The organism is Citrobacter sp. Cu231 (genome assembly GCF_030332265.1).
Classification (GTDB): domain Bacteria; phylum Pseudomonadota; class Gammaproteobacteria; order Enterobacterales; family Enterobacteriaceae; genus Citrobacter; species Citrobacter meridianamericanus.
On sequence record NZ_JAOWIE010000044.1, the window covers coordinates 39163 to 63077 of the forward strand.

Below are 23915 nucleotides of genomic sequence, written 5' to 3' on the forward strand. Positions count from 1 at the left end.
ATCGGGATGGCTTAATATGAAATTACAGCAGCTTCGCTACATTGTTGAGGTGGTGAATCACAACCTTAATGTCTCCTCAACGGCGGAAGGGCTTTATACCTCCCAGCCCGGTATCAGTAAGCAAGTTCGTATGCTGGAAGATGAACTGGGTATCCAGATTTTTGCTCGTAGCGGTAAGCACCTGACGCAGGTTACGCCAGCGGGGCAAGAAGTCATTCGTATTGCGCGAGAAGTTCTGTCGAAGGTGGATGCCATTAAGTCCGTTGCGGGCGAACATACCTGGCCGGACAAAGGCTCGTTATATATCGCCACCACGCACACCCAGGCGCGTTACGCTTTACCGAACGTGATTAAAGGTTTTATCGAGCGCTATCCTCGCGTCTCATTACATATGCATCAGGGATCGCCGACGCAAATCGCCGAAGCCGTCTCGAAAGGAAATGCAGATTTTGCTATTGCGACGGAAGCTCTGCATCTGTACGACGATCTGGTGATGCTACCTTGCTACCACTGGAATCGTTCGATCGTTGTCACACCTGAGCATCCGTTGGCGGGCAAATCCTCGGTATCCATTGAGGAACTGGCGCAGTATCCGCTGGTGACTTACACGTTTGGGTTTACAGGACGCTCGGAGCTGGATACCGCGTTTAACCGTGCGGGTCTGGAGCCGCGTATTGTCTTTACCGCGACTGATGCCGATGTTATTAAGACCTATGTCCGCCTGGGGCTCGGCGTCGGTGTGATTGCCAGTATGGCAGTAGATCCCGTCTCAGACCCAGACCTTGTGCGCGTGGATGCGCACGATATCTTTAGTCATAGCACCACTAAAATTGGTTTTCGTCGCAGCACATTTTTACGCAGTTATATGTATGATTTTATTCAACGTTTCGCGCCGCATCTGACCCGCGATGTGGTGGATACGGCGGTGGCGCTGCGTTCCAACGATGATATTGAAGCCATGTTTAAAGATATTAAATTGCCTGAGAAATAATAACTGCTGTTACCCCGTCGGTATCCTTAAGCATAAAGCGATACCGACGGGACACTCTGAATTTATTCATTATTTCCGCTCCCTATATTAACCATAATTTATTTATGGAAAATATTTCCTAAAGTAGTTTCAAATTACTCAGCGTGCCAAAAATACCTGTCAAATATTTATAACCGATCAAACAATTGATTTATTTATCAGGTCGAGTACGAAAATTAACTGGCTTTTTTTTACCTTTTTTATTAGGATTCCTCTTATCTAATGATTAATTGTACCGATTGTTTGGTGCCTAAATGATAAGTGATTTCGATAGTATGAGGTTAGCGATGCCTTCAGGAAACCAGCCGGCACGCCGGGATCCCGCGATGAAACGTAAAGCCTGGTTCGCTGTGTTTCTTGGCTCTACCGTGTTTTGGATTATTGTCGCGCTCGTGGCGTGGAACGTGTGGGGGTAGGTCATGTCCGCAGCGGAACAGCATTCTATCGTGACGCCATCTCCTGATGACCATGAGCAGGAGAGCCATCGCGGCGCAGAGAATAAACCGAATATTCCTGCGTCCTGGGAACTCACTCCTGAACAACGGGCGTTTATCGACCTGTTTACGGAAGATGATGAACAGGAACAATAATTGATATCTGTTTTATAACTATTATTATTTTGTCGTTTGTATATCTAATAATTTATTCCTAGAACATGCGTGAGCCACGCTAATCAGCGTATTATCGATTGGCCATTACCTGCTACACAATCACTGTATTAACTTTCATCGTTTAAACTCTTCTTCTCGCCATTTACTTCACTTGCCACTTTAGATTGTTTCCGCTTTTTATCAATTTGAGTTGTTATCAAAACGTTACATTTTGTTTGTGTTATCTTTAATACTAACCCTGAGGAAAATCAGGGGATCCAACCCTGTCATTTAAGGAGGAGCTATGTCGTCGACCCTACGAGAAGCCAGTAAGGACACATTGCAGGTTAAAGATAAAACCTACCGCTACTACAGTCTGCCGCTGGCCGCGAAATCACTGGGTGATATCACCCGTCTCCCCAAATCGCTAAAAGTTTTGCTGGAAAACCTGCTGCGCTGGCAGGACGAAAATTCAGTTACTGAAGACGATATTCATGCGCTTGCGCATTGGCTGAAAACTGCCCATGCGGATCGCGAAATTGCCTATCGACCTGCTCGCGTTCTGATGCAGGATTTTACCGGCGTGCCGGCAGTGGTCGATCTGGCCGCCATGCGCGAAGCGGTGAAACGTCTGGGCGGGGATACGGCAAAAGTGAATCCGCTTTCGCCAGTGGACCTTGTTATTGACCACTCGGTAACGGTGGATCGTTTTGGTGATGACGACGCTTTCGAAGAAAACGTTCGTCTGGAAATGGAACGAAACCATGAGCGTTATGTGTTCCTGAAATGGGGACAACAGGCATTTAGTCGCTTCAGCGTTGTGCCACCGGGGACGGGGATTTGCCACCAGGTTAACCTTGAATACCTCGGTAAAGCCGTCTGGAGCGAATTACAGGACGGTGAATGGGTGGCTTACCCCGATACGCTGGTCGGTACTGACTCCCATACGACAATGATTAATGGTCTCGGTGTGCTGGGCTGGGGGGTGGGAGGCATTGAAGCGGAAGCGGCAATGCTGGGTCAACCTGTCTCAATGCTTATCCCGGATGTTGTGGGCTTCAAGCTGGTGGGCAAACTGCGGGAAGGCATCACCGCGACCGACCTGGTTCTGACCGTCACCCAGATGCTGCGTAAGCACGGCGTGGTCGGAAAATTTGTTGAGTTTTACGGTGATGGTCTGGACACCTTACCGCTGGCCGATCGAGCGACCATTGCGAACATGTCACCCGAATACGGTGCAACCTGCGGCTTCTTCCCGATCGATGACATCACCCTTGAATATATGCGTCTGAGTGGACGCAGTGAGGAGCAGGTTGATCTGGTTAGTGCCTATGCTAAAGCGCAGGGCATGTGGCGAAACCCTGGCGATGAACCCGTATTTACCAGCTCGCTGGAACTGGATATGGGCAGCGTAGAAGCAAGCCTTGCCGGACCGAAGCGTCCGCAGGATCGTGTTGCGCTGGCGGATGTACCGAAAGCATTTTCGGCGAGTAATGAACTTGAGGTAAATAGCTCGCTGAAAGACCGTCAGCCGGTGGAGTACACCATGAGCGGTCAGCAGTATAAACTGCCTGATGGCGCAGTGGTGATAGCGGCAATCACCTCCTGTACGAACACCTCTAACCCCAGTGTATTGATGGCGGCGGGGCTACTGGCGAAAAAAGCAGTGACGCTTGGTCTGAAACGTCAGCCGTGGGTGAAAGCCTCGCTGGCACCAGGATCAAAGGTGGTTTCTGACTATCTGGCACAGGCCGGATTTACACCGTACCTTGATGAGCTGGGATTTAACCTTGTGGGTTATGGTTGCACCACCTGCATTGGTAACTCAGGGCCGTTACCCGACCCTATTGAGACAGCCATCAAAAAAGGCGATCTTACCGTTGGGGCGGTGCTTTCCGGCAACCGTAACTTTGAAGGCCGTATTCATCCGCTCGTGAAGACCAACTGGTTGGCGTCTCCGCCACTGGTGGTGGCCTACGCCCTGGCGGGGAATATGAACATCAATCTGACGAAAGATCCGCTGGGTCATGACCGAAAAGGTGACCCCGTGTATCTGAAAGATATCTGGCCGACTGCCCAGGAAATCGCCCGTGCCGTTGAGCAGGTCTCTACCGCCATGTTCCATAAAGAATATGCTGAAGTTTTTGAGGGCACACCGGAATGGAAAGCTATTGATGTTGATAGAGCTGATACCTATGGCTGGCAGTCCGATTCAACTTACATTCGCTTGTCGCCGTTCTTTGATGGTATGCAGGCTACGCCGGATCCGGTTCAGGACATCCATGGCGCACGTATTCTGGCTATGCTCGGCGATTCCGTCACCACCGACCATATTTCACCAGCCGGTAGTATTAAGCCGGACAGCCCGGCGGGTCGCTATCTGCAAAGCCACGGCGTTGAGCGTAAAGATTTTAACTCCTACGGTTCACGACGTGGGAACCATGAAGTGATGATGCGCGGTACGTTTGCTAATATTCGCATTCGCAATGAGATGGTACCCGGTGTAGAAGGCGGCATGACGCGTCATTTACCTGGAACAGAGGTGGTGGCTATCTATGATGCGGCGATGCAATATCAGCAGGAGAACATTCCGCTGGCGGTCATTGCCGGTAAAGAGTACGGCTCCGGCTCCAGTCGCGACTGGGCGGCGAAAGGCCCGCGCTTGCTGGGGGTCCGCGTGGTTATCGCTGAGTCTTTTGAGCGAATTCACCGTTCTAACCTGATTGGCATGGGGATATTGCCGCTGGAATTTCCGCAGGGCGTCACGCGTAAGACGCTGGGATTAACCGGTGAGGAAGCGATTGATATCACGGAGCTACAAAATATTAAACCAGGCGCGGCAGTTCCAGTGAATATAGTACGCGCAGATGGGCGCAAAGAGGTGATTCAGTGCCGCTGTCGTATTGATACCGCGACGGAGCTAACGTATTACCAGAACGATGGTATTTTGCACTATGTGATTCGTAACATGTTAAATTAAAAGATAAAAAGCCTGCGAGAGCAGGCTTTTTTACAGGCGGTGACAACGCTTACTTGCCCAGCAAATGTCCCATCTTGGCGGCTTTAGTGTCCAGATAATGTTCATTGTTTGGGTTACGGCCTACAATCAGCGGTACGCGTTCAACGATATTGATTCCCGCTTCGGTCAGAATCTCCACTTTCTTCGGGTTATTGGTCAGTAAACGTACTTCGTCCACACCCAGCAGTTTGAACATATCTGCACACAGCGTGAAATCGCGCTCGTCTGCTGCAAATCCCAACTGATGATTTGCTTCAACGGTATCATAACCTTGGTCCTGCAACGCGTAAGCGCGAATTTTGTTGAGCAGGCCAATGTTGCGCCCTTCCTGACGGTGATAAAGCAGAATACCACGCCCTTCTTCAGCAATGTGGGTGAGTGCTGCTTCAAGCTGGAAACCACAATCGCAACGCAGACTAAACAACGCATCGCCGGTCAGGCATTCGGAGTGGACGCGAGCCAGGACAGGCGTTTGGCCTGTAATATCGCCAAAAACCAGGGCGACATGATCGTGTCCGGTTGCCAGTTCTTCAAATCCCACCATCAGGAAATCACCCCAGGGGGTTGGCAGTTTGGCTTCTGCCACACGTTTAAGCTGCATGTAATTCTCCAGATTATGCTGGCACTCGTCGTGCCGTCGCCTGTCGGCTTCTGTTCTGTATTGCACTATTTTGCCATAAGGCAGCGACGTTCACCTAATCGTGGCAACGGATTCATTTTTGGAATGGCACAAAATTGTCAATTTTCCCAGCATACGTATTTTTCAGTTATGATTGTGAGACTTATCGACAAAAGGAGAGGCAATGCTTTCAATTGCAAAGCGTACGGCAGTTGGCGCCGGACTGCTACTGATCATGCCGGTTACCGTATGGGTATCAGGCTGGAACTGGCAGCCGGGACACAATGTCTGGTGGTTAAAAACCCTGTACTGGATAACAGAAACGGTGACGCAGCCGTGGGGAATTATCACTCACGTTGCGCTCTGTGTATGGTTTCTCTGGTGCCTGCGTTTTCGTCTTAAAGCCGCGATAATGCTGTTTGCTATCCTGGCGGCGGCAATTTTAGTGGGGCAGGGCGTGAAGTCCTGGGTAAAAGACAGAGTGCAAGAGCCAAGACCCTTTGTTGTGTGGCTGGAAAAAACGCACCATATTCCGGTTGATGAGTTCTACACTTTAAATCGTAAAGATCGCGGGCACTTAGTTAAAGAACAATTGGCTGAACAACAGGATATTCCAACGTTTTTACGCAAGCACTGGCAGAAAGAAACGGGCTTTGCCTTTCCGTCCGGACATACGATGTTTGCCGCCAGTTGGGCTTTACTGGCCGTAGGACTGTTATGGCCGCGCAGACGTACGCTGACGATTGTGTTTTTGCTTATCTGGGCGACGGGTGTTATGGGTAGCCGTTTGCTGTTGGGCATGCACTGGCCGCGTGATTTGGTCGTTGCAACGCTGATTTCGTGGCTGCTGGTGACGCTGGCAACATGGCTCGCGCAGCGAGTATGCGGACCATTAACGCCGCCTGTGCAGGAGGCAAAAGAAATCGCGCAACGTGAGCAAGAAAGCTAGCTATGATTGATTTTTCAAATTTTGCCCTTAAATCAGAATGCGGAAAGCGCTTTTCCATTTCGCACTCGTTGTGAAAATGGTAATTTAAAGGGCTCAACGCGGTAAGTTGTACACGATTTATTCGCTTAAACCACATAACGGGAAGTAATGTGAAATATTTACTCATTTTCTTACTGGTGTTGGCGATTTTTGTTATTTCGGTGACATTAGGTGCGCAAAACGATCAACAGGTTACGTTTAATTACCTGTTGGCTCAGGGTGAGTATCGTATCTCTACGCTGCTTGCTGTATTGTTTGCCGCAGGTTTTGCCATTGGTTGGTTAATTTGCGGCCTGTTCTGGCTGAAGGTTCGTGTATCTCTTGCACGCGCCGAACGTAAAATCAAACGACTGGAAAACCAGCTTGCGCCTGCGACCGACGTTGCGGTATCTGCCGATTCGTCGGTTGTGAAGGAATAATTATTTATGTTGGAGTTGTTGTTTCTGCTTTTACCTGTAGCCGCTGCCTATGGGTGGTATATGGGTCGCAGAAGTGCGCAACAAACCCGGCAGGATGAAGCTAACCGTCTCTCCCGCGACTATGTCGCTGGGGTTAACTTCCTTCTGAGCAACCAACAAGATAAAGCGGTGGATTTGTTCCTCGATATGCTAAAAGAGGATACAGGCACCGTTGAGGCTCATCTCACCCTCGGAAACCTGTTCCGCTCTCGCGGTGAAGTCGATCGTGCAATCCGCATCCATCAAACGCTGATGGAAAGTGCCTCACTGACCTACGAGCAGCGTTTGCTGGCCGTACAGCAGTTGGGGCGCGACTACATGGCCGCGGGTCTGTACGACCGAGCTGAAGACATGTTCAATCAGCTTACCGATGAAACAGACTTTCGCGTTGGCGCATTGCAGCAACTACTGCAAATTTATCAGGCAACCAGCGAATGGCAAAAAGCCATTGATGTGGCGGAACGTCTGGTGAAGCTTGGTAAAGATAAGCAGCGCATTGAGATAGCGCATTTTTACTGCGAACTGGCCTTACAGCAAATGGGTAACGACGATATGGATCGTGCCATGACGTTGTTGAAAAAAGGGGCCGCGGCAGACAAAAACAGTGCACGGGTATCCATCATGATGGGCCGCGTGTATATGGTGAAAGGCGATTACGCCAAGGCGGTTGAAAGCCTGCAGCGGGTGATTTCCCAGGATAAAGAGCTGGTCAGCGAAACGCTGGAAATGCTACAAAGCTGCTACCAGCATCTGGGGAAAAACGATGAGTGGGCAGAGTTCTTACGTCGGGCCGTTGAGGAGAATACTGGCGCCGCTGCTGAGCTAATGTTGGCCGATATCCTTGAAGCACGTGAAGGGACTGATACCGCACAGGTTTACATCACGCGTCAGCTTCAACGCCATCCTACAATGCGCGTGTTCCACAAGCTGATGGATTATCATCTCAACGAAGCAGAAGAAGGGCGTGCCAAAGAGAGCCTGATGGTTTTGCGTGATATGGTTGGGGAGCAGGTGCGCAGCAAACCACGCTACCGCTGTCAGAAATGCGGATTTACTGCATATACGCTGTACTGGCACTGCCCGTCTTGCCGTTCATGGTCAACCATTAAGCCTATTCGCGGACTTGATGGGCTGTAGTTTTTAAAAAAACCTCACTTTAGTTACAACATACTAATTGAGGTATGATCGATCCATCCTCAACCTCCGCTGCCTATTCGCCTGGCAGAAATGTAATCGCGCCTGTTAATTTTCTATTACCGCAGGTAGAATGCACGCCGTTTACCCATTTTGCGCCACTGCCGGCGCCCATCTTCAAGAAGGTCTGGTCATGACGTTTACTGCTTCATCTTCTTCTCGTGCTGTTACTGATTCTCCTGTCGTTGTCGCTCTCGATTATGCTAATCGTGATAAAGCATTAGCTTTTGTCGACAGAATTGATCCTCGTGATTGCCGTTTGAAAGTGGGCAAAGAGATGTTCACGCTTTTTGGACCTCAGCTGGTCCGCGATCTTCAGCAGCGTGGTTTTGACGTCTTTCTTGATTTGAAATTCCATGATATTCCCAATACCACCGCCCATGCGGTTGCAGCTGCGGCCGATCTTGGTGTGTGGATGGTTAACGTTCATGCCTCTGGTGGGGCGCGTATGATGACTGCAGCCCGTGAAGCTTTAGCGCCGTTTGGTAAGGATGCGCCGCTGCTAATTGCGGTGACGGTTCTGACCAGTATGGAAGCCAGCGATCTTGCCGACCTTGGCGTGACGTTGTCACCTGCCGAGCATGCTGAAAGACTGGCTCGTCTCACTCAAAACTGTGGCCTGGATGGGGTCGTATGCTCAGCGCAAGAAGCGGTGCGATTCAAGCAGGCCTTTGGTCAGGCATTTAAGCTGGTGACGCCGGGAATTCGTCCTGAAGGTAGCGAGGCGGGCGATCAGCGCCGTATTATGACGCCAGAACAGGCGCAGTTAGCCGGTGTGGATTACATGGTGATTGGTCGTCCGGTCACGCAGTCGGTCGACCCAGCTCAGACGCTGAAGACGATCAATGCCTCCCTGAAACGAGGTGTATAAATGAATGATTCAAACTCTCGCCTGGTCTACTCAACCGATTCCGGGCGTATTGATGAACCGAAAACGGCGCCTGAGCGTCCAAAAGGCGATGGCATTGTGCGTATCCAACGTCAGACCAGTGGGCGCAAAGGCAAGGGGGTGTGTTTGATCACCGGTGTTGATCAAGATGATGCCGAACTGGCCAAATTAGCGGCGGAACTGAAGAAAAAGTGTGGTTGCGGCGGAGCAGTAAAGGATGGCGTGATTGAGATACAGGGTGATAAACGCGACCTGATTAAATCGCTGCTGGAAGCCAAAGGAATGAAAGTTAAGCTGGCAGGCGGTTAATAAAAAAAGCCACGGTATTGATCCGTGGCTTTTTAAGAATAACGATTTTAATCGTAATGACCTGAAAAAAGTAAACGTATTATTATACCGAGCCAGTCAACCGTAGATTATTTACCCACCTGGTGGCCAATAATACCACCTACTGCAGCACCACCCAGCGTACCAAGCGTGCTACCGTCAGTCAGGACTGCACCACCTATTGCACCTGCACCAGCACCGATTGCGGTGTTACGATCGCGTTTGGACCAGTTAGAGCAGGCGCTCAGCGACATTGCCAGAGTAATCGCCAGAATGGCAGCGGTCATTTTTTTGCTCGTTACTAACATAATACTTTCTCCTGAATTATTGATTCACGGAATCCTGTGTTCTTTAAGAATAGCGCTAAATTAAGACTATCGAAGATATTTCCGTGAAACCGTTTAGCGAAGGCATACAAACACTATCCTGAAGTTGGATGTTCGTTCCTGTTATATCGCTAACATTAATTTTACGACTTTATCCTGTTAACGACAGGTAAAAAGTCTTAATTGGACTGTCAGATAACTCTCAGAGAGCAGATGATTTGCCTGTCAACAAACCATCTGCTGAAGATATTATGAGTGGGTATCAATGATATTGACGGTTAACCCTGAATGCTCGAGCTGCATTTGTACGCTGGCACTAAGTCCAGAGTCCGTCACTACGCGACTGAATCGCTCTAACGGACCCAGCGTGTAAGGGTGAATGGCTTCGAATTTTGAGCTGTCGGTAAGTACAATAACTTCTGCTCCTTTTTCCAGCACCGCGTTAACCACGTCAGAACGCATCATGTCGCGTCCGGTAAAACCGGTATCAGCTTGCCAGCCATCGATGCCGATAAAGGCCTTGCTGAAGTGTACCTGCTGGATAAACTGGCGTGTTAAGGGACCGACCATACTCTCGCTTTTTTTCTGATAAATGCCACCGAGAAGAATCACTTCGCAAGGCGTTTCTTTGAGCAAATGAGCAATGTAGCTGCTCACAGTAATGATGGTGACATCTTTTTGCTCTGCCAACGTTCTGGCCAGAAGGGCATTGCTGCTGCCGTTCTCAATAAATACGGATTCACCAGGGCTGACCAGCGATGCGGCGAATTCAGCCAGTTCACGCTTCAGGGTGAAATTGGTCATCATGCGCGTTTCAACGTCATCGCTGTTCAGTGAAACAGCAAAACCATGCGCTCGGCGTAAATAACTCTGTTTTTCCAGCGTGTTCAGATCCTGTCGAATCGTCACTTCTGAAACTCCGGTGATTTTTGCCAGATCGGCGACGCTCATCTGACCTTTATCTGTCACCATCTGCAAAATAGATTGTTGTCGGGAATTCATAGTATTAATTTTATTGCGATATCGTATAGGAATTTAAACGGAAACTGCATTACCTGCAGTTCGCTGATAGCAGCGACATCAAAAGAACAATGTCATCAGATCTCCCACGGAGCCTTATGCTTTTTCGCCAAAGATTCGGCATCTTCTTTGATCGTGTTTAACAGCTCAGTCTTAAGAATTTCAAGATTGTGGATGGCTGAGTGGTAATCACCTGCAACGAGGATATCCAGCACGGTATCAATACGTTCGGCCAGACGCTGAGCGTCGATATCAGACATGGTTGTCATCCTAATGGCAATAGAGTTTGAATTTCATGATGCAGAATTTCATGGCAAAAGAGAAGGGAAAAATAGTATTAAGCAGAACGATTGAAGAATATTATATATTCTGTGATTACATGCAGATAGGTTCCTCATCTCATATCCACTTATGATTATTCACTACGTGTAACCTCTCTGCATTAGCGCATTTTTTTATTCAGATGTCGTCGATACCAACGCTCAAATGCGGCGGCCGGCATTGGTTTGGCGAATAAAAAACCCTGACGCTCATTGACGCCATTTTTGGTCAGAAACGCATCCTCTTTCGCGCTTTCCACACCTTCAGCAATCACCTGTAGGTTGAGCGCCTGTGCGACCGCAACAATGGCCCGTACCAGCGATTGTGAAATCGATTGTTTGTGTACATCTCTGACAAAGGTTTGATCCAGTTTTATTGCATCAAGCGGGAAGCGAGCCAGTTGGGACAGCGACGAATAACCGGTACCAAAATCATCTAAATGGATTTGCGCACCTAACTGGCTAAACTGCTGAATCACGGACAGCGCCAGTTGCTCATTTTCAATCAAACTGCTTTCTGTTAACTCAACATCGATAGGGCAATACTCAAAATCAAGTTCGTGAAGTACTTGCTTAAGCGCGGTAAAAAGCGTCTGGTCGGCGAGCTGTCTGGCAGAAACGTTTACCGCCACACGTAGGTTTATGCCCTTGGCGCGCCATTTCGCGACCTGGCGCACAACATCGAGAATAACCCAACGACCCAGCGGGACGATAAGCCCCGATTCTTCGGCATAGGAGATAAATTCCAGCGGTGGAATGAGGCCGCGTTCCGGAGATTGCCAGCGAACCAGAGCCTCAAGGCTACGTACTTCGCCGCGCCAGGTTATCTTTGGCTGATAGTGGATAACCAGTTGATCGTTTTCCAGTGCCTTACGCAGATTGGTATCCAGCCACAGATATTCAAATACCCGCTGATTCATTTCCGGGGAGAAGACACAAAACTGCCCGCGACCGCCTTCTTTCGCAGTGTACATGGCAGTATCCGCGTTACGAATAACGCTCTCGCAGTCCTGACCATGCTGTGGTGCGAGGGAAATACCAATAGAGCATCCGGTATAGATTTCAATCAGGCCGATGCGAAAGGGTTGACGCAGGCGTGTCAGAATACGCGACGCGGTGGCTTCCAGTGAACCCTGGGATGTTTCGGTGGCAAGGACAATGAACTCATCACCGCCAAATCGTGCCAGTAACTGGTTTTCGCCAAGGCAACTGAGGATTGCCAGCGATACGCTTTGCAATAGCTGATCGCCAAACATATGCCCGTAGGCATCGTTTACCTTTTTGAAGTTATCCAGATCGAGGTACACAATCCCGACCTGCATTTCGCCCGCGTTCTCAATCGCATTGCTGATCAGATCATGAATAGCGTTGCGATTGGGTAATCCAGTGATCGAGTCAGTATTCGCCAACAACCGCAAACGCTCCTGGGCGCGGCGTTCTTCAGTGATATCGGTCCCGGAACAGATCAGAAATATTTCGTTCTTTCCGCTACCGTTATGCACAAATTTATTACGAAATAAAAACAGACGCTGTCCTTTACAGGTCTTCACCCAGCGTTCAACTTCATACGAGTTACCTTCGCGAAAAAAGACCTCGATATTGCGTCGTGACGCGGCCGCTTCACGTCGACTCATAAATAATGTGAATACACTTTGGCCAATGACTTCACGTTCTTTGAGTCCGGTATACTCTTCGCAGAGTCGATTAAACCGCTGAATGTTGCCCATGCGATCAAGAATGACAATGACTGAATTGGCTTCAGAAACCACCTGTTCGGCAAAAGAGAGGCCGTGAGCCAGATCACGGGCGACGGAAGGGGTGTCATCCCAGGCGGATGCGCTACCGGCCCATTCACGCTTATTGATTTTTCGGCCGACCAGATGCACGGGAATGTTGTCATCTTCAATTGGTAACGTCATTAATAAACTTGATGTAATTACCGTCATCTCGCGAATGCGATCGGCTTGTTCCGGGGATAATTCGATGGTCTGATCGGCCTCTGACGTTTCTTCGACAGAGAAATGCAGGATGTTGCAATCCTCTGACAAACGCCAGTAAGGGTTATTAGTGCCCACATAGCTATACAACGTAATCAGCTCCCGGACGTCTTTCATGATGTGTACTATCCCGTTTAAAGCGCATAGAGCCTCAAAAGTATGGGTAGCCATGATTCATTCAGGGTGATTATGGCTGAACGTATTGTTTTTTTTATATATTTATGTGTAATCCAGAATCCGTAAAAAGCAAAGCCAACGGAACTGAAAATAGTAAAAAAATTAAAATTAGCCGAATGAAAGAAGTGTAGTGCGTGGTGGAAATTTGGGCGAAAAAAGAAAACGACCTTTCACACAATGAGAAAGGTCGATGGTTTGATGTGTGTTATACCGCTGGGCGCGCAATAACGCTGCGGGTTTCCATCCGTACTTCAGCGATAGTTACGTCAATCACATCCGTGACTTTGTAAACAACTTCACCTTTAATTTGCACGGTGCCGCTTTCCTGGCTGCATACCAGTTCGTCACGAACGGCGTGCAGGAACGGGGCTGGAATAAATGCAACAGCGCCATTATCAACTAAGCGCACGCGCATGCCACCGCGGCTGACGTCAATGATCTCAGCCGCAAAGTGGGTGTCGGTACCGGCTTTGTCACTCAGGAAACGGGCGTATAACCAGTCTCCCACATCACGCTCAGCCATTCGGTTCAGGCGACGACGTTCCGCCATTTGCACGGTGGTATCATCCTGAGGGCGGGCGATGGATTCGCCTTTGATGACGGCCTTGAGCAGACGGTGGTTGATCATGTCGCCATACTTACGAATCGGAGAGGTCCAGGTGGCGTAAGCCTCCAGACCCAGTCCAAAGTGCGGACCTGGCTCGATACTTATTTCAGCGTAAGACTGGAAGCGGCGAATGCGGCTGTCGAGGAAACCGGAAGGCTGTGCATCAAGTTCGCGACGCAGTTTGCAGAAACCTTCCAGCGTCAGAACTTCCTCAGCATCCACGTGCATACCATGGGTTTTCAGCAGCGCAGCCAGCGCGTCGGCATTCGCAGGATCGAATCCCATATGGACGTTATAAATCCCGAAGCCCAACTTGTCGCGAAGTACTCGGGCGGCGCAAATGTTTGCCGCAATCATGGACTCTTCCACAATACGGTTAGCGATGCGGCGCGGCTCAGCGACGATGTCCAGCACTTCGCCTTTTTCACCCAGAACGAAACGATAATCCGGGCGATCTTTAAATACCAGCGCATGGTTATGACGCCATTCACCGCGGCTGAGGCAAATACGATGCAGCAGGCGAATTTGCTCAGCAATCGCCTCATTTTCAGGCTGCCAGTTACCCGCGCCCTCCAGCCAGTCGGAGACGTTGTCGTAGACCAGCTTCGCTTTCGATTCAATCATTGCGGCGAAGAAGATGATGTTGTCTTCAATCGCGCCATCTTCGGCGATGGTCATACGACAGGCCAGAACCGGACGCACTTCATTTGCACGCAGAGAACACAAATCGTCAGACAGTTCACGCGGCAGCATTGGGATATTGAACCCCGGCAGATAGTTAGTAAACGCGCGAACTTTTGCCGTTTTGTCCAGCTTGCTGTCTTCAGCAATCCATGCTGTAGGGTCAGCAATGGCGACGGTTAACTGCAGTTTGCCGTCGGCCAGTTCTTCAGCATATAGCGCATCATCCATATCTTCGGTGCTGGCGCTGTCGATGGTAACAAAGTTGAGGGCGGTTAAGTCCTGGCGTACCAAACCCTCATCCAGCATCTCAGTTGCCACACCGTCAGGTGCTTCTTTTTCAAGATTATGACGTGCCAGCGTCACCCACCACGGAACAAAGTGGTCATCAGCAAACGTGATAAATTGGGTTAGCTCGGCATGGAAGGTGCGATCGCCTTTCAGCGGGTGGCGGCGCATTTCAGCGACGGCCCAGTCACCTTCTTTAAATTCATGCTCAACACCGCGGGCGGCACGGCAAGGGATAGCATCTTTCAGTAACGGATGATCCGGCACGATGGCGAGACGGTCATTTTTGCCCTGAACTTTACCCACGAAGCGCGTCAGGAAGGGTTCAATCAGTTCTTCCGGCTCGGCAGATTCACGATCTTTTTCGGTATGGATAACGGCAACAATGCGGTCGCCATGCATCACTTTTTTCATCTGCGGCGGCGGAATGAAATAGCTTTTTTGTGCATCGACTTCGAGGAAGCCAAAGCCTTTTTCCGTGGCTTTTACCACCCCTTCAGCACGTGGCGTCTGGGAATGCAGTTGCTGTTTAAGCTGCGCTAGCAGCGGGTTGTCCTGAAGCATAATTGTCTATTTTCGTGGCTAAAAGAGCGGCTGACAGTTTTACGCGATTCTATCAGTTGCGGCAAGCGCTCTTTCAGTAAGTGGATCGGTTAACAAGTCTCGCCCAGCGCGATTTTCAAGCGATTCAACCATCCGCACAATCCGCTCCAGGTGAGCAGGTTAATAGCCTGCTCCGAAGAGAGCCCCTGATCGAACAAAGGCGTTAACAATGCGGCGCTAAAGCGGTCGGGCGCTCGTGTCAACCATTGTACCGCTTGCAGGGTGGCGCGCTCAACCGGATGTCGTTGTTCCCAACGCTGTAATTCACGTTCATCCAGGCGAAGCAGGGCGATAACGTCGACTAATTCATTTGCTGTATGCGCCTGCTCGTTAAAGCAGGCCACGCTGCCGTTAATTCGTGACGTCATTAGCGCCGCCAGTGAAAATGCCTGTACTGATACAGCGCTGCGCCGGGCACTGGAAATCAACGTCGTGAGTAAATCCAAAATGACCGGTGCATGTATCAGTAATGGCACCAAGGCTTGCAGCTCATCCGGATACGCTCTGGCAGTGTTCTCATCATGGGGGAGGTATTTTTCGATCGGGAATGGTGCAGCATGCCAGGTTGTGTTTGTGGCGCTGAAGGATGAAGCCTGAGCGAACTGCTGTATATCCAGCCCTGGTATTCGCCGTAGCGGATGACCAGACCAGGCCTGAAACAGGGCCACGGTTCGGGCCTGAAAACCGACGAAGCCGATGATTTGATTCATCAGAATATTATCGCTGGTGGTCAGTCCGACCGCCTCCAGATGCTGACGGTCGCGTTCGTCTATCACGGCAGGAGAGCTGGCAAGTTGGCGAGCATATTGGGTGATTTGCGCCAGTCGATGGTTACTTTCCCGCGAGGAGTCCGGACCAGGAAGCGGTGTTAAACGCGCAGCATAGTGATTACATAATCGCTGGACGCCATACACCTGAGCGACGGTCAGGGCTGTACTCATCCGTTCATAGGCGCTGAACGTATGCATCTGATTCAGGTTTTCATGAGCCGGGAAGAGCGTCAGGGCAAGTTTACGGGCAGGGGTTAACCAGGATTCAAAGGGCGAAAGAGCGTCATCAGGTAATGCCAGATCCAGTAAAAAGCTGTCGTCGACATGAGCGGCTTCCGGCACCAGCGGCAGAACTTTTTGCGGATACGTGCTGGATTGCGTCTCATGATACCAGTGGCTTTTACCTTCAATTCGGCGTTGTTCCATGGGCGTTCCTTGGTCTAAAAGTGGCGACCCGGACTCGTCGTCATACTACTACGCCGGATCGTTTGCGCTGCAATATCCTGACGTAAGCGGATGAGGGGATAAAAGATTGTTACGTGATAATAAATATCAGAAAGGCATATGTGGTGGCTGACAGAGGAGAGTCATGGGCGGCACAAAACCGCCCATCGAGATCTTAGGCTTATTTAAGTTCCAGCTCGTTCATTGCGGCGATACTGAAGCCACCGTCAACGTGAACTACTTCACCAGAGATACCGGCAGCGAGATCGGAGCACAGAAATGCTGCGGGGTTGCCCACATCTTCAATGGTAACGGTGCGGCGAATCGGCGTAACCGCTTCACAGTGCGCCAGCATTTTACGAAAATCTTTAATGCCAGAAGCGGCGAGTGTACGGATTGGACCTGCGGAAATGGCGTTCACTCGCACGCCTTCAGGCCCCATCGCGTTGGCCATATAACGCACGTTCGCTTCCAGAGAGGCTTTCGCCAGACCCATCACGTTGTAGTTGGGGATGGCACGCTCTGCGCCCAGATAGGATAGGGTCAGCAGCGCAGAACCCGGATTCAGCATGGAACGGCAGGCTTTTGCCATCGCCACAAAGCTGTAAGCGCTGATGTCATGAGCAATTTTAAAACCCTCTCGGGTGACTGCATTCACATAGTCGCCATCCAGTTGGTCAGCAGGCGCGAAGCCAATGGAATGAACGAAACCGTCGAATTTAGGCCAGGCTTTGCTCAGCTCAGCAAACATTGCGTCAATACTGGCGTCTTCCGCCACATCACACTGCAGTGTGATACTGGAACCCAGTTGAGCTGCAAATTCTTCCACGCGGCCTTTCAGTTTGTCGTTCTGCCAGGTGAAAGCGAGTTCTGCGCCTTCGCGATGCATTGCCTGGGCGATTCCCCAGGCAATGGACAATTTGCTGGCAAGACCTGTTATCAGAATGCGCTTACCGGAAAGAAAACCCATAGTTTAATCCTTATGGCGATTGTTTATCTTTTATTAATCAATAAGTCATCATTGGAATTGCGTGAACGTCCTGCATTGGTCTGAAGTTATCTCCACCCCTGCCTCTTATTGAATGGTAATCAGTCCTGAGTGACCTTCCGCTCTCCAATACAGGCGTGGAGTATACCACTCTGGCCGGGGTCTGCCTCATCCAACCCACGATCCAGCGGAGTAGTTGAGAAAGAATAAAATGCATCGATACACAGGTATTAAAAGACAATCTGTCTTCACTAGCTTATGATTTAGCTTATGGCAATACTGGAACATTCTTAAAATACATAAACGTATAATATTCAGTAAGTTATTATATATTGCTTTTATCGATCAATATTGATTCATTGATCGATATTATTGATTGATTGTGATTAAAAGTGCATTATCAGGAAGTTATGATCAATTGGAGTGGTCTTATGCACTATCATTTCATCGCGGAACCGATGAGAGACACCACTGATACGTTACTGGGTGTAGAGATGAGCGCCCGGTTTGTTTCAGATACGGTTCTGCCGTTATATCCAGAGCTCATCATTTCAGCGTGGAATAGCGAACAAAAGCGTAATTTCATGCTCGAGCAAATTCGATTAATTGCTGAAAAGCGTGATTGGTTTGAGAACCACAACCTTTTCTGTACCCTAAACCTCATTGAAGAAATGGCGCTGCTGGCGATTGGCGACCCGATCATCAAATCAGCACTACGTGCAATGCCTTTTATTGCACTCGAACTTTCAGAACGTTTCCTGACGAATACCCTGTGCCTGAATGATCTGCTGATTAATTCGCTTTGCGATGGCCCAAACGCCTTATGGCTGGGCGATCTTGGATCCGGCAGCGTTGGAGCCAGTCCACTGGTTTGCAGCCAGTTTGACGTTGTGAAACTGGATCGTGGGTTTTTCCTGGAACAGGTTGAAAAACCGATGTTCCCGGTGTTGATTAAAAACATCCGTGAATACTGCAACCGTATTGCGGTAGAGGGTGTGGAAACAGCACGTCTTATCGACGAGGCAGGCGCTGCGGGCGTATGGGTGATGCAGGGAACCCTTTTCCCTTCGGTTGCGTTTACTGACGTTGATACACTGCTCTTACCCAGTCTTTACCACTGATTGCAAATTGGCCCTCCGGTTGAGGAGGGCTGCAATTTTGCTAGCGATCTTTTCGCCAGGCATCAGCGGTAAGCGCTTCGCCGAAATGACCGGCAATCAGGCGGCGGGTAAGTTCGTGCAGCGGGGAGGCCAGAACATCCGCTGTACTGCCGCGTTCAACCACTTCGCCCTGGTGCATGACCAATACCTGATCGCTGATATGTTTCATCATGCCGATGTGTTGGGTTACATAGATATACGATATTCCCTGTTTTTCCTGTAATTCCAGCATCAGGTTGATGAGCTGTGAACGCATCGACATGTCCAGAGAGGCCAGGGCTTCGTCAGCGATAATGACTTTTGGACGCAAAATGAGCGCACGAGCAAGGCCCAGACGCTGTTTTTGCCCTGGGGCTAGCATATGCGGGTAGTAGCTTACGTGATCGGGCAGTAGCCCAACCATGCGCATGGTTTCAACGATCTGCTTACGGCGCTGTTCAGGTTCAAGGTCGGTATTCAGACGTAGCGGGAAATCGAGGATTTGCGAGATACGCTGCCGTGGATTGAGCGACGTTGACGGATCCTGGAAAATCATACGGATACGCTGGCTGCGGAATGAATAATCGCCATATTTTAACGGGTGATCGTCAATCAGTAGCTCACCACTGGTGGGCTCAATCATACCTGCCAGCATCTTTGCCAGCGTGGACTTGCCGGAACCATTTTCACCAATGATGGCAAGCGTCTGGCGCTCGCGTAGAGTGAAGCTTAGTGGCTTAACGGCCTCAACAGTCTGGCGGCGGAATAAGCCCGTCCGGTAGCGAAAAGTTTTGCTCAGATTACGCACTTCGAGCAGGGTTTCTACCATCTCACTCTCTCTCCATATTCAGCGGGAAATGACAGGCGTAGAGATGATTCTTTGCTCCGGTCAGTCTTGGGGTTTCAATGCATTCGCGCTGAGCATAAGGGCAGCGTGGGCCCAGACGACAACCGATGGGTAATTGTTCTAACAATGGAATGGCTCCTGGCATGGTATTCAGGCGGCTTTTATGCGGCATTGCGCTACCAAAATCAGGAATGGCGCGAATTAGCGCCTGGGTATAAGGATGGTGCGGAATGGTGACCAGATCTTTACTGGGCGCTGTTTCCACCGTTTGTCCGCAGTACATCACGTTGATTTTGTCTGCCCACTGGCTGAGCATTTGCAGGTCATGGCTTATCAACAAAATGGTAGTATTGCTGTTTTGGTTTAGCCGCGTCAGCAGGCGGAAAATTTGCGCCTGGGTGGTGGGTTCCATCGCATTCGTCGGCTCATCGGCAATCAGCAAGCGCGGCTGATTAGCCAATGCGATTGCGATCATCACTTTCTGGCATTCGCCGTCGGTAAGCTCATATGGGAAGCTGCGCATAGCATCTTTATGATCTTTTATTCCGACGCGGTGCAGGAGCTCAATTGCGCGGCGTTTGCGCCAGCCGATGCGCTGCCACCAGCGGCCTTTGTAAGTCCATGCCGGAATATTTTGCATTAGCTGTCGTCCGATCCGCTCGGACGGATCGAGACACGACTGCGGTTCCTGAAAGATCATGGAAACGTTGTGGCCAACCAGCTTGCGTCGTTCACGGGCGGAAAGACGCAGCAGATCGATATCATCAAAGCGCATGCGGTCTGCGGTTACGCGCCAGTTATCTTTAGCAACGCCACAAATGGCTTTGGCGATCAGACTTTTGCCGGATCCAGACTCGCCGACCAGGCCGCGAATTTCACCTTCATTGAGGGTCATGCTGACGCGGTCAACCGCCTTCACCCAGTCGTCGCCGGTCCTGAATTCAATGGTCAGGTTGCGGATATCCAGTAATGGCATTATTCCACCCCCGCAATAATTGCGCGGCGTACGCCGTCACCCAGAAGGTTAACCAGCAGCACGCTTATCATAATCGCCGCGCCTGGCAGCATGACTGTCCACGGTGCGACATAAATCAACTCCAGCGCGTCGCCAAGCATGGCGCCCCATTCTGGTGATGGCAACTGCGCGCCAAGGTCGAGAAAACCCAGCGCGGCGATGTCCAGAATCGCCATCGACAGCGCACGGGTGATTTCAGTAATAAGCCCGGCGGTAATGTTGGGCAGAACGGCAAACCACAGGATATTGAGCGTAGTTGCGCCGTCCAGACGCGCGGCAATAACGTACTCTTTTTCCAGCTCGTCATGCACCATGCTGTAGACGGAGCGGACCATGCGCGGCAGTAATGCCAACCAGACGGCAAACATTGCATGCGTCAGATGCGGCCCGGCAAAGGCCACCACGATGATCGCCAGCAGCAGCGAAGGGATCGAGAGCAAGGTGTCCAGAATATGGTTTAGCACCGCTGAGCGCAAACCGTGCGTCGCACCGGCAACCACGCCCAGCAGCAGACCACACAGCGTGGCGGCGAGGGTGACGACAAACGCGCCACCAACGGTTGGGGCTGCTCCGCTGAGCAGGCGGCTTAGTACGTCACGCCCCAGATCGTCAGTTCCGAGGAAAAATGAGACTTCACCATAGCGCGACCATGAAGGCGGTAAAAGCTGATAACCGAGAAACTGCTGGTCGATGCCATAAGGCGCAAACCAACCACCAAAAATACACAGAATCGCCAATCCCGCGCAGCCATACAGGCCGATCATCGCCGACGCATCGCCGTAGAAATTGCGCCAGGCGGTGCGCAGCGTACCCGGCGGGCGCTTTTCGCTGTAGACGCTATCGTAAGGCATACCATTCCTTATGTTTCAGAGGGTTAGCCATAGCACCCAAAATATCAGAGATGACGTTGACGATGATAACCAGTGAACCAATCACCATGACGCCCGCTGAAATCGCTGCGTAATCCTGCTGGCGAATCGCGTTAATCAGCCAACGGCCAAGGCCTGGCCAGCTAAAGACCATCTCGGTGATCATCGCCAGCGTCAGCATGGTCGAAAACTGTAATCCCAGGCGTGGGATCACCGGCGGAAGGGCATTGTGCAACACGTGGCGACGTAAAATCGTGAACCGCGACAGACCGCGCGTGGCAGCCGCTTTAACGTAGTTTTGATCAAAGACCTCAATGGTGCTGATACGCATCAGGCGAATCACTTCCGTGGTAGGGGCGACGGAAAGCGTTAACACCGGAAGCACCATGTGACGGATTGCGCTGATCAGCATTTCATCACGCCAGGGAGAGGTGGAGATCCACGCATCGATGATGGCAAATCCGGTAACGGGTTTCACTTCGTAGAGCAGATCAAACCGCCCTGAAACGGGAAGCCAGCCCAGGGTCAGTGAGAAGAGCAACGTCAGTAACAATGCCAGCCAAAAAACTGGAATGGAAAATCCCATCAACGCTAATGCACTGATACAACGGTCCTGCCATTTGTTGCGCGTGATACCAGCCAGCATGCCAACGGGGATGCCGACCATTAGCGCAAAACCAAAGGCCAGAATGCACAATTCCATCGTCGCCGGGAACACCTCCTTCAACTGTTCCGAGATCAACTGGCCGTTAATACTGGACACTCCAAAATCCCAGTGAATGAGGCCATTGAACCAGAACACCCAGGCATTCCACAGCGATGCGCCCTGTAACGGCGCATGAGGTGTGAAGTAGCTCAGGCTGAATCCAATAAAGGTCAGAAAGAACAAGGTGACCAGCAGCAACAAAAATCGACGCAGGGTGAAGATAATCATGGTTTTTTCACCTCATCCTTCTTTTCCCTGGAAACCCCGGCAAAAGAGGCATTGCCGAACGGGCTGAGCACCAGCCCTTTGATATCGTAGCGGTAAGCCTGTAGACGCAGTGAAGAGGCCAGCGGCAGGATCGGTAGTTCTTTCGCAAGAATATTTTGCGCTTCGTCATAGGCATCGATTCGCGATGATAGCTGCTGTGAAGAGAGGGCTTTGCGCAGAATGCGGTCAAACTCCGGATTACACCAGTGGGCGAAGTTGGTCTGCGAGTTGATGGCGGCGCAACTTAGCAACGGTCGGAAAAAACTGTCAGGATCGTTACTGTCCGTCGCCCAACCGGATAACGTCAGATCATGGTTCATATCCATTAATCGCGCCTCCTGAAAACGACCTTCTACCGGAATAATCTTCACTTTCACACCTACCTGAGCCATGTCTGCCTGAATCAGCTCGGCGGTTTTCAGTGGACTTGGGTTCCAGGCCTGAGAGCTGGTGGGAACCCAAAGCTCTAACGTCAGGTTCTCCAGCCCCAGCGCTTTTAACTGTTCGCGCGATTTTGCCGGGTTGTACTCTGTAATTTTAGCCTCGTTGTCATAAGCCCACGAGGCGCGAGGCAAAATAGATGCTGCAGTTTCTGCCGTTCCATAGTAGATGGACTGCATCAACCGTTGGTTGTTAATGGCCAGCGCCAGCGCATGCCGCACATCAGGGTTATTCAACGGCGGTTTATTGGTGTTGAATGCCAGATAGGCAATGTTCATGCCTGGGCGCAGCGTCAGGCGCAGGCGTGGGTCATCACGCAAAATGCTGAGCTGGCTGGCGGCAGGCCAGGCCAGAACGTCGCATTCTCCGGTCAGAAGTTTCGATAGACGTCCGGTGCCGCCGGAGCCAAGGTCCACAACCACCTGCGGCATCAGCGGAGTACCACGCCAGAATTTTTCATGGCGTTGCAGTCGAATATATTGTCCAGCGCGATTCTCAGAAAGCAGGTATGGGCCCGTGCCGACAGGTTGTCTGTCAAGCAGTTCCTGGCGATCCTGTTTTGCCAGCTTAGCCGCATATTCTGCCGACATCACGGAGGCATAATGTGTGGCGAGATGCCATAAGAAGGAGGCATCAGGTTGTGTTAAGCGGAATTCGACGGTGTTGTTGTCCAGTTTGCGTACGCTTTGGACGTTATCGGCAAACTGTAGACTGTCAAAATAGGGGAAACTGCTACCGTTCACATTGTGCCACGGATGCTGGCGATCAAAGATTCGCTCGAAGGTAAATACCACGTCGTCCGCATTCAGTTTGCGGGTGGGGGTAAACCATGCGGTCTTCTGAAACTGTACGTCGCGACGCAGATGGAAGCGGTAAGTTGCGCCGTTATCCAGTACCTCCCAGCTTTCAGCCAGTTCAGGCACGAGTCGATATGTGTACGGGTCGACATCAAGCAGTCGGTCATACAATTGAGCCGCCAGCGTGTCGACGATCAGGCCGCTGCTCGCTTTTTGTGGATTGAAGGTATTGACCTGTCCGCTGACGCAATAGACGAAGCCGCTGTCACGAATATCAGCTTGCGAGGCCTGCTCAGGCGCAGCAACAGCCTGACCACTCAAAAATCCAGCCATCACGATCAGAGATGATAAAACCAGGCGCATAATTTTAAAGGGTTATTTTAAAAGAGGCTATCTTACTAATACTTAATGACATTTGCCATTACCGTTTGTGTTTGGGGACGTCAGGGGTGATAACCGCGAATTCAACCTCGCAACATGGTCAAAATTCATACCCACT

General features: G+C 50.7%; 23 protein-coding genes. 10 read left to right on the plus strand and 13 right to left on the minus strand.

All coding sequences use genetic code 11. The features are described from left to right. Positions 1-16 precede the first annotated feature (16 nt). The 4 genes from cysB (at position 17) to acnA (ending at position 4600) form a co-directional block, all read left to right on the plus strand. Entirely contained in the window at positions 17-991 is a 975-nt protein-coding gene (gene cysB / locus OGY15_RS17830) for an HTH-type transcriptional regulator CysB (RefSeq protein ID WP_151219365.1), read from the plus strand. Between the two features lie 293 nt (positions 992-1284). Beyond that, positions 1285-1446, plus strand: a complete 162-nt coding sequence (locus tag OGY15_RS17835; RefSeq protein ID WP_247605000.1) for a YmiA family putative membrane protein — start codon at positions 1285-1287, stop codon at positions 1444-1446. A gap of 3 nt (positions 1447-1449) precedes the next feature. Next, complete coding sequence (locus OGY15_RS17840; RefSeq protein WP_187252339.1) at positions 1450-1620, plus strand: YciX family protein; 171 nt, start codon at positions 1450-1452, stop codon at positions 1618-1620. Between the two features lie 304 nt (positions 1621-1924). After that, positions 1925-4600, plus strand: coding sequence for an aconitate hydratase AcnA (gene acnA / locus OGY15_RS17845; RefSeq protein ID WP_252838829.1), 2676 nt, complete (start codon positions 1925-1927; stop codon positions 4598-4600). 49 nt (positions 4601-4649) lie between these two features. Here acnA and ribA read toward each other — a convergent pair whose 3' ends face one another. After that, positions 4650-5240, minus strand: coding sequence for a GTP cyclohydrolase II (gene ribA / locus OGY15_RS17850; protein ID WP_003020601.1), 591 nt, complete (start codon positions 5238-5240; stop codon positions 4650-4652). Positions 5241-5442: 202 nt separating this feature from the next. Here ribA and pgpB point away from each other — a divergent pair, with 202 nt between their 5' ends. The 5 genes from pgpB to yciH all read left to right on the plus strand — a co-directional run bounded on the left by pgpB (position 5443) and on the right by yciH (position 9096). Then, the gene (gene pgpB, locus OGY15_RS17855; protein ID WP_151219363.1) at positions 5443-6207 is read left to right on the plus strand and encodes a phosphatidylglycerophosphatase B; all 765 of its coding nucleotides are present in this window, start codon (positions 5443-5445) and stop codon (positions 6205-6207) included. Between the two features lie 149 nt (positions 6208-6356). Continuing rightward, complete coding sequence (locus OGY15_RS17860; RefSeq protein WP_006684318.1) at positions 6357-6665, plus strand: LapA family protein; 309 nt, start codon at positions 6357-6359, stop codon at positions 6663-6665. Positions 6666-6671: 6 nt separating this feature from the next. After that, positions 6672-7841, plus strand: coding sequence for a lipopolysaccharide assembly protein LapB (gene lapB / locus OGY15_RS17865; protein ID WP_151219362.1), 1170 nt, complete (start codon positions 6672-6674; stop codon positions 7839-7841). A 190-nt stretch (positions 7842-8031) separates the two neighbouring features. Further along, positions 8032-8769: an orotidine-5'-phosphate decarboxylase gene (pyrF, locus tag OGY15_RS17870; RefSeq protein WP_151219361.1), complete on the plus strand. Its 738-nt coding sequence runs from the start codon at positions 8032-8034 to the stop codon at positions 8767-8769. Next, the gene (yciH, locus tag OGY15_RS17875; protein ID WP_151219360.1) at positions 8770-9096 is read left to right on the plus strand and encodes a stress response translation initiation inhibitor YciH; all 327 of its coding nucleotides are present in this window, start codon (positions 8770-8772) and stop codon (positions 9094-9096) included. Between the two features lie 107 nt (positions 9097-9203). Here yciH and osmB read toward each other — a convergent pair whose 3' ends face one another. From osmB to fabI, 7 genes are all read right to left on the minus strand, one after another. Next, on the minus strand, positions 9204-9422 hold the full coding sequence (gene osmB / locus OGY15_RS17880; RefSeq protein ID WP_003020583.1) for an osmotically-inducible lipoprotein OsmB: 219 nt from the start codon (positions 9420-9422) through the stop codon (positions 9204-9206). 267 nt (positions 9423-9689) lie between these two features. Next, on the minus strand, positions 9690-10442 hold the full coding sequence (gene yciT / locus OGY15_RS17885; RefSeq protein ID WP_151219359.1) for a DNA-binding transcriptional regulator YciT: 753 nt from the start codon (positions 10440-10442) through the stop codon (positions 9690-9692). A gap of 95 nt (positions 10443-10537) precedes the next feature. After that, positions 10538-10720 carry a YciZ family protein gene (locus tag OGY15_RS17890; protein ID WP_151219358.1) on the minus strand — a complete coding sequence of 61 codons (183 nt, stop codon included), beginning with the start codon at positions 10718-10720 and terminating at the stop codon, positions 10538-10540. Positions 10721-10902: 182 nt separating this feature from the next. Further along, positions 10903-12894: a cyclic di-GMP phosphodiesterase gene (gene pdeR, locus OGY15_RS17895; protein ID WP_187252344.1), complete on the minus strand. Its 1992-nt coding sequence runs from the start codon at positions 12892-12894 to the stop codon at positions 10903-10905. A 265-nt stretch (positions 12895-13159) separates the two neighbouring features. After that, the gene (locus tag OGY15_RS17900) at positions 13160-15094 is read right to left on the minus strand and encodes an exoribonuclease II (protein ID WP_151219357.1); all 1935 of its coding nucleotides are present in this window, start codon (positions 15092-15094) and stop codon (positions 13160-13162) included. Between the two features lie 89 nt (positions 15095-15183). Continuing rightward, positions 15184-16329, minus strand: a complete 1146-nt coding sequence (locus OGY15_RS17905; RefSeq protein WP_151219356.1) for a carboxymuconolactone decarboxylase family protein — start codon at positions 16327-16329, stop codon at positions 15184-15186. A gap of 199 nt (positions 16330-16528) precedes the next feature. Then, positions 16529-17317, minus strand: a complete 789-nt coding sequence (gene fabI, locus OGY15_RS17910) for an enoyl-ACP reductase FabI (protein WP_151219355.1) — start codon at positions 17315-17317, stop codon at positions 16529-16531. Between the two features lie 449 nt (positions 17318-17766). Here fabI and OGY15_RS17915 point away from each other — a divergent pair, with 449 nt between their 5' ends. Further along, positions 17767-18456, plus strand: coding sequence for an EAL domain-containing protein (locus tag OGY15_RS17915; protein ID WP_151219507.1), 690 nt, complete (start codon positions 17767-17769; stop codon positions 18454-18456). Between the two features lie 40 nt (positions 18457-18496). Here OGY15_RS17915 and sapF read toward each other — a convergent pair whose 3' ends face one another. The 5 genes from sapF to sapA are packed head-to-tail and all read right to left on the minus strand — an operon-like array spanning position 18497 to position 23779. Further along, entirely contained in the window at positions 18497-19303 is an 807-nt protein-coding gene (gene sapF, locus OGY15_RS17920) for a peptide ABC transporter ATP-binding protein SapF (protein ID WP_151219354.1), read from the minus strand. A gap of 1 nt (position 19304) precedes the next feature. Then, positions 19305-20297 carry a peptide ABC transporter ATP-binding protein SapD gene (gene sapD / locus OGY15_RS17925; protein WP_003020556.1) on the minus strand — a complete coding sequence of 331 codons (993 nt, stop codon included), beginning with the start codon at positions 20295-20297 and terminating at the stop codon, positions 19305-19307. Then, positions 20297-21187 carry a peptide ABC transporter permease SapC gene (gene sapC, locus OGY15_RS17930; protein WP_151219353.1) on the minus strand — a complete coding sequence of 297 codons (891 nt, stop codon included), beginning with the start codon at positions 21185-21187 and terminating at the stop codon, positions 20297-20299. Before sapC ends, sapD begins: the two co-directional genes overlap by 1 nt. Further along, a complete protein-coding gene (gene sapB / locus OGY15_RS17935) occupies positions 21174-22139 on the minus strand; it encodes a peptide ABC transporter permease SapB (protein ID WP_151219352.1) in 966 nt (321 codons plus the stop codon). Before sapB ends, sapC begins: the two co-directional genes overlap by 14 nt. Then, complete coding sequence (sapA, locus tag OGY15_RS17940) at positions 22136-23779, minus strand: ABC transporter substrate-binding protein SapA (RefSeq protein WP_151219351.1); 1644 nt, start codon at positions 23777-23779, stop codon at positions 22136-22138. Before sapA ends, sapB begins: the two co-directional genes overlap by 4 nt. Positions 23780-23915: the final 136 nt, after the last annotated feature.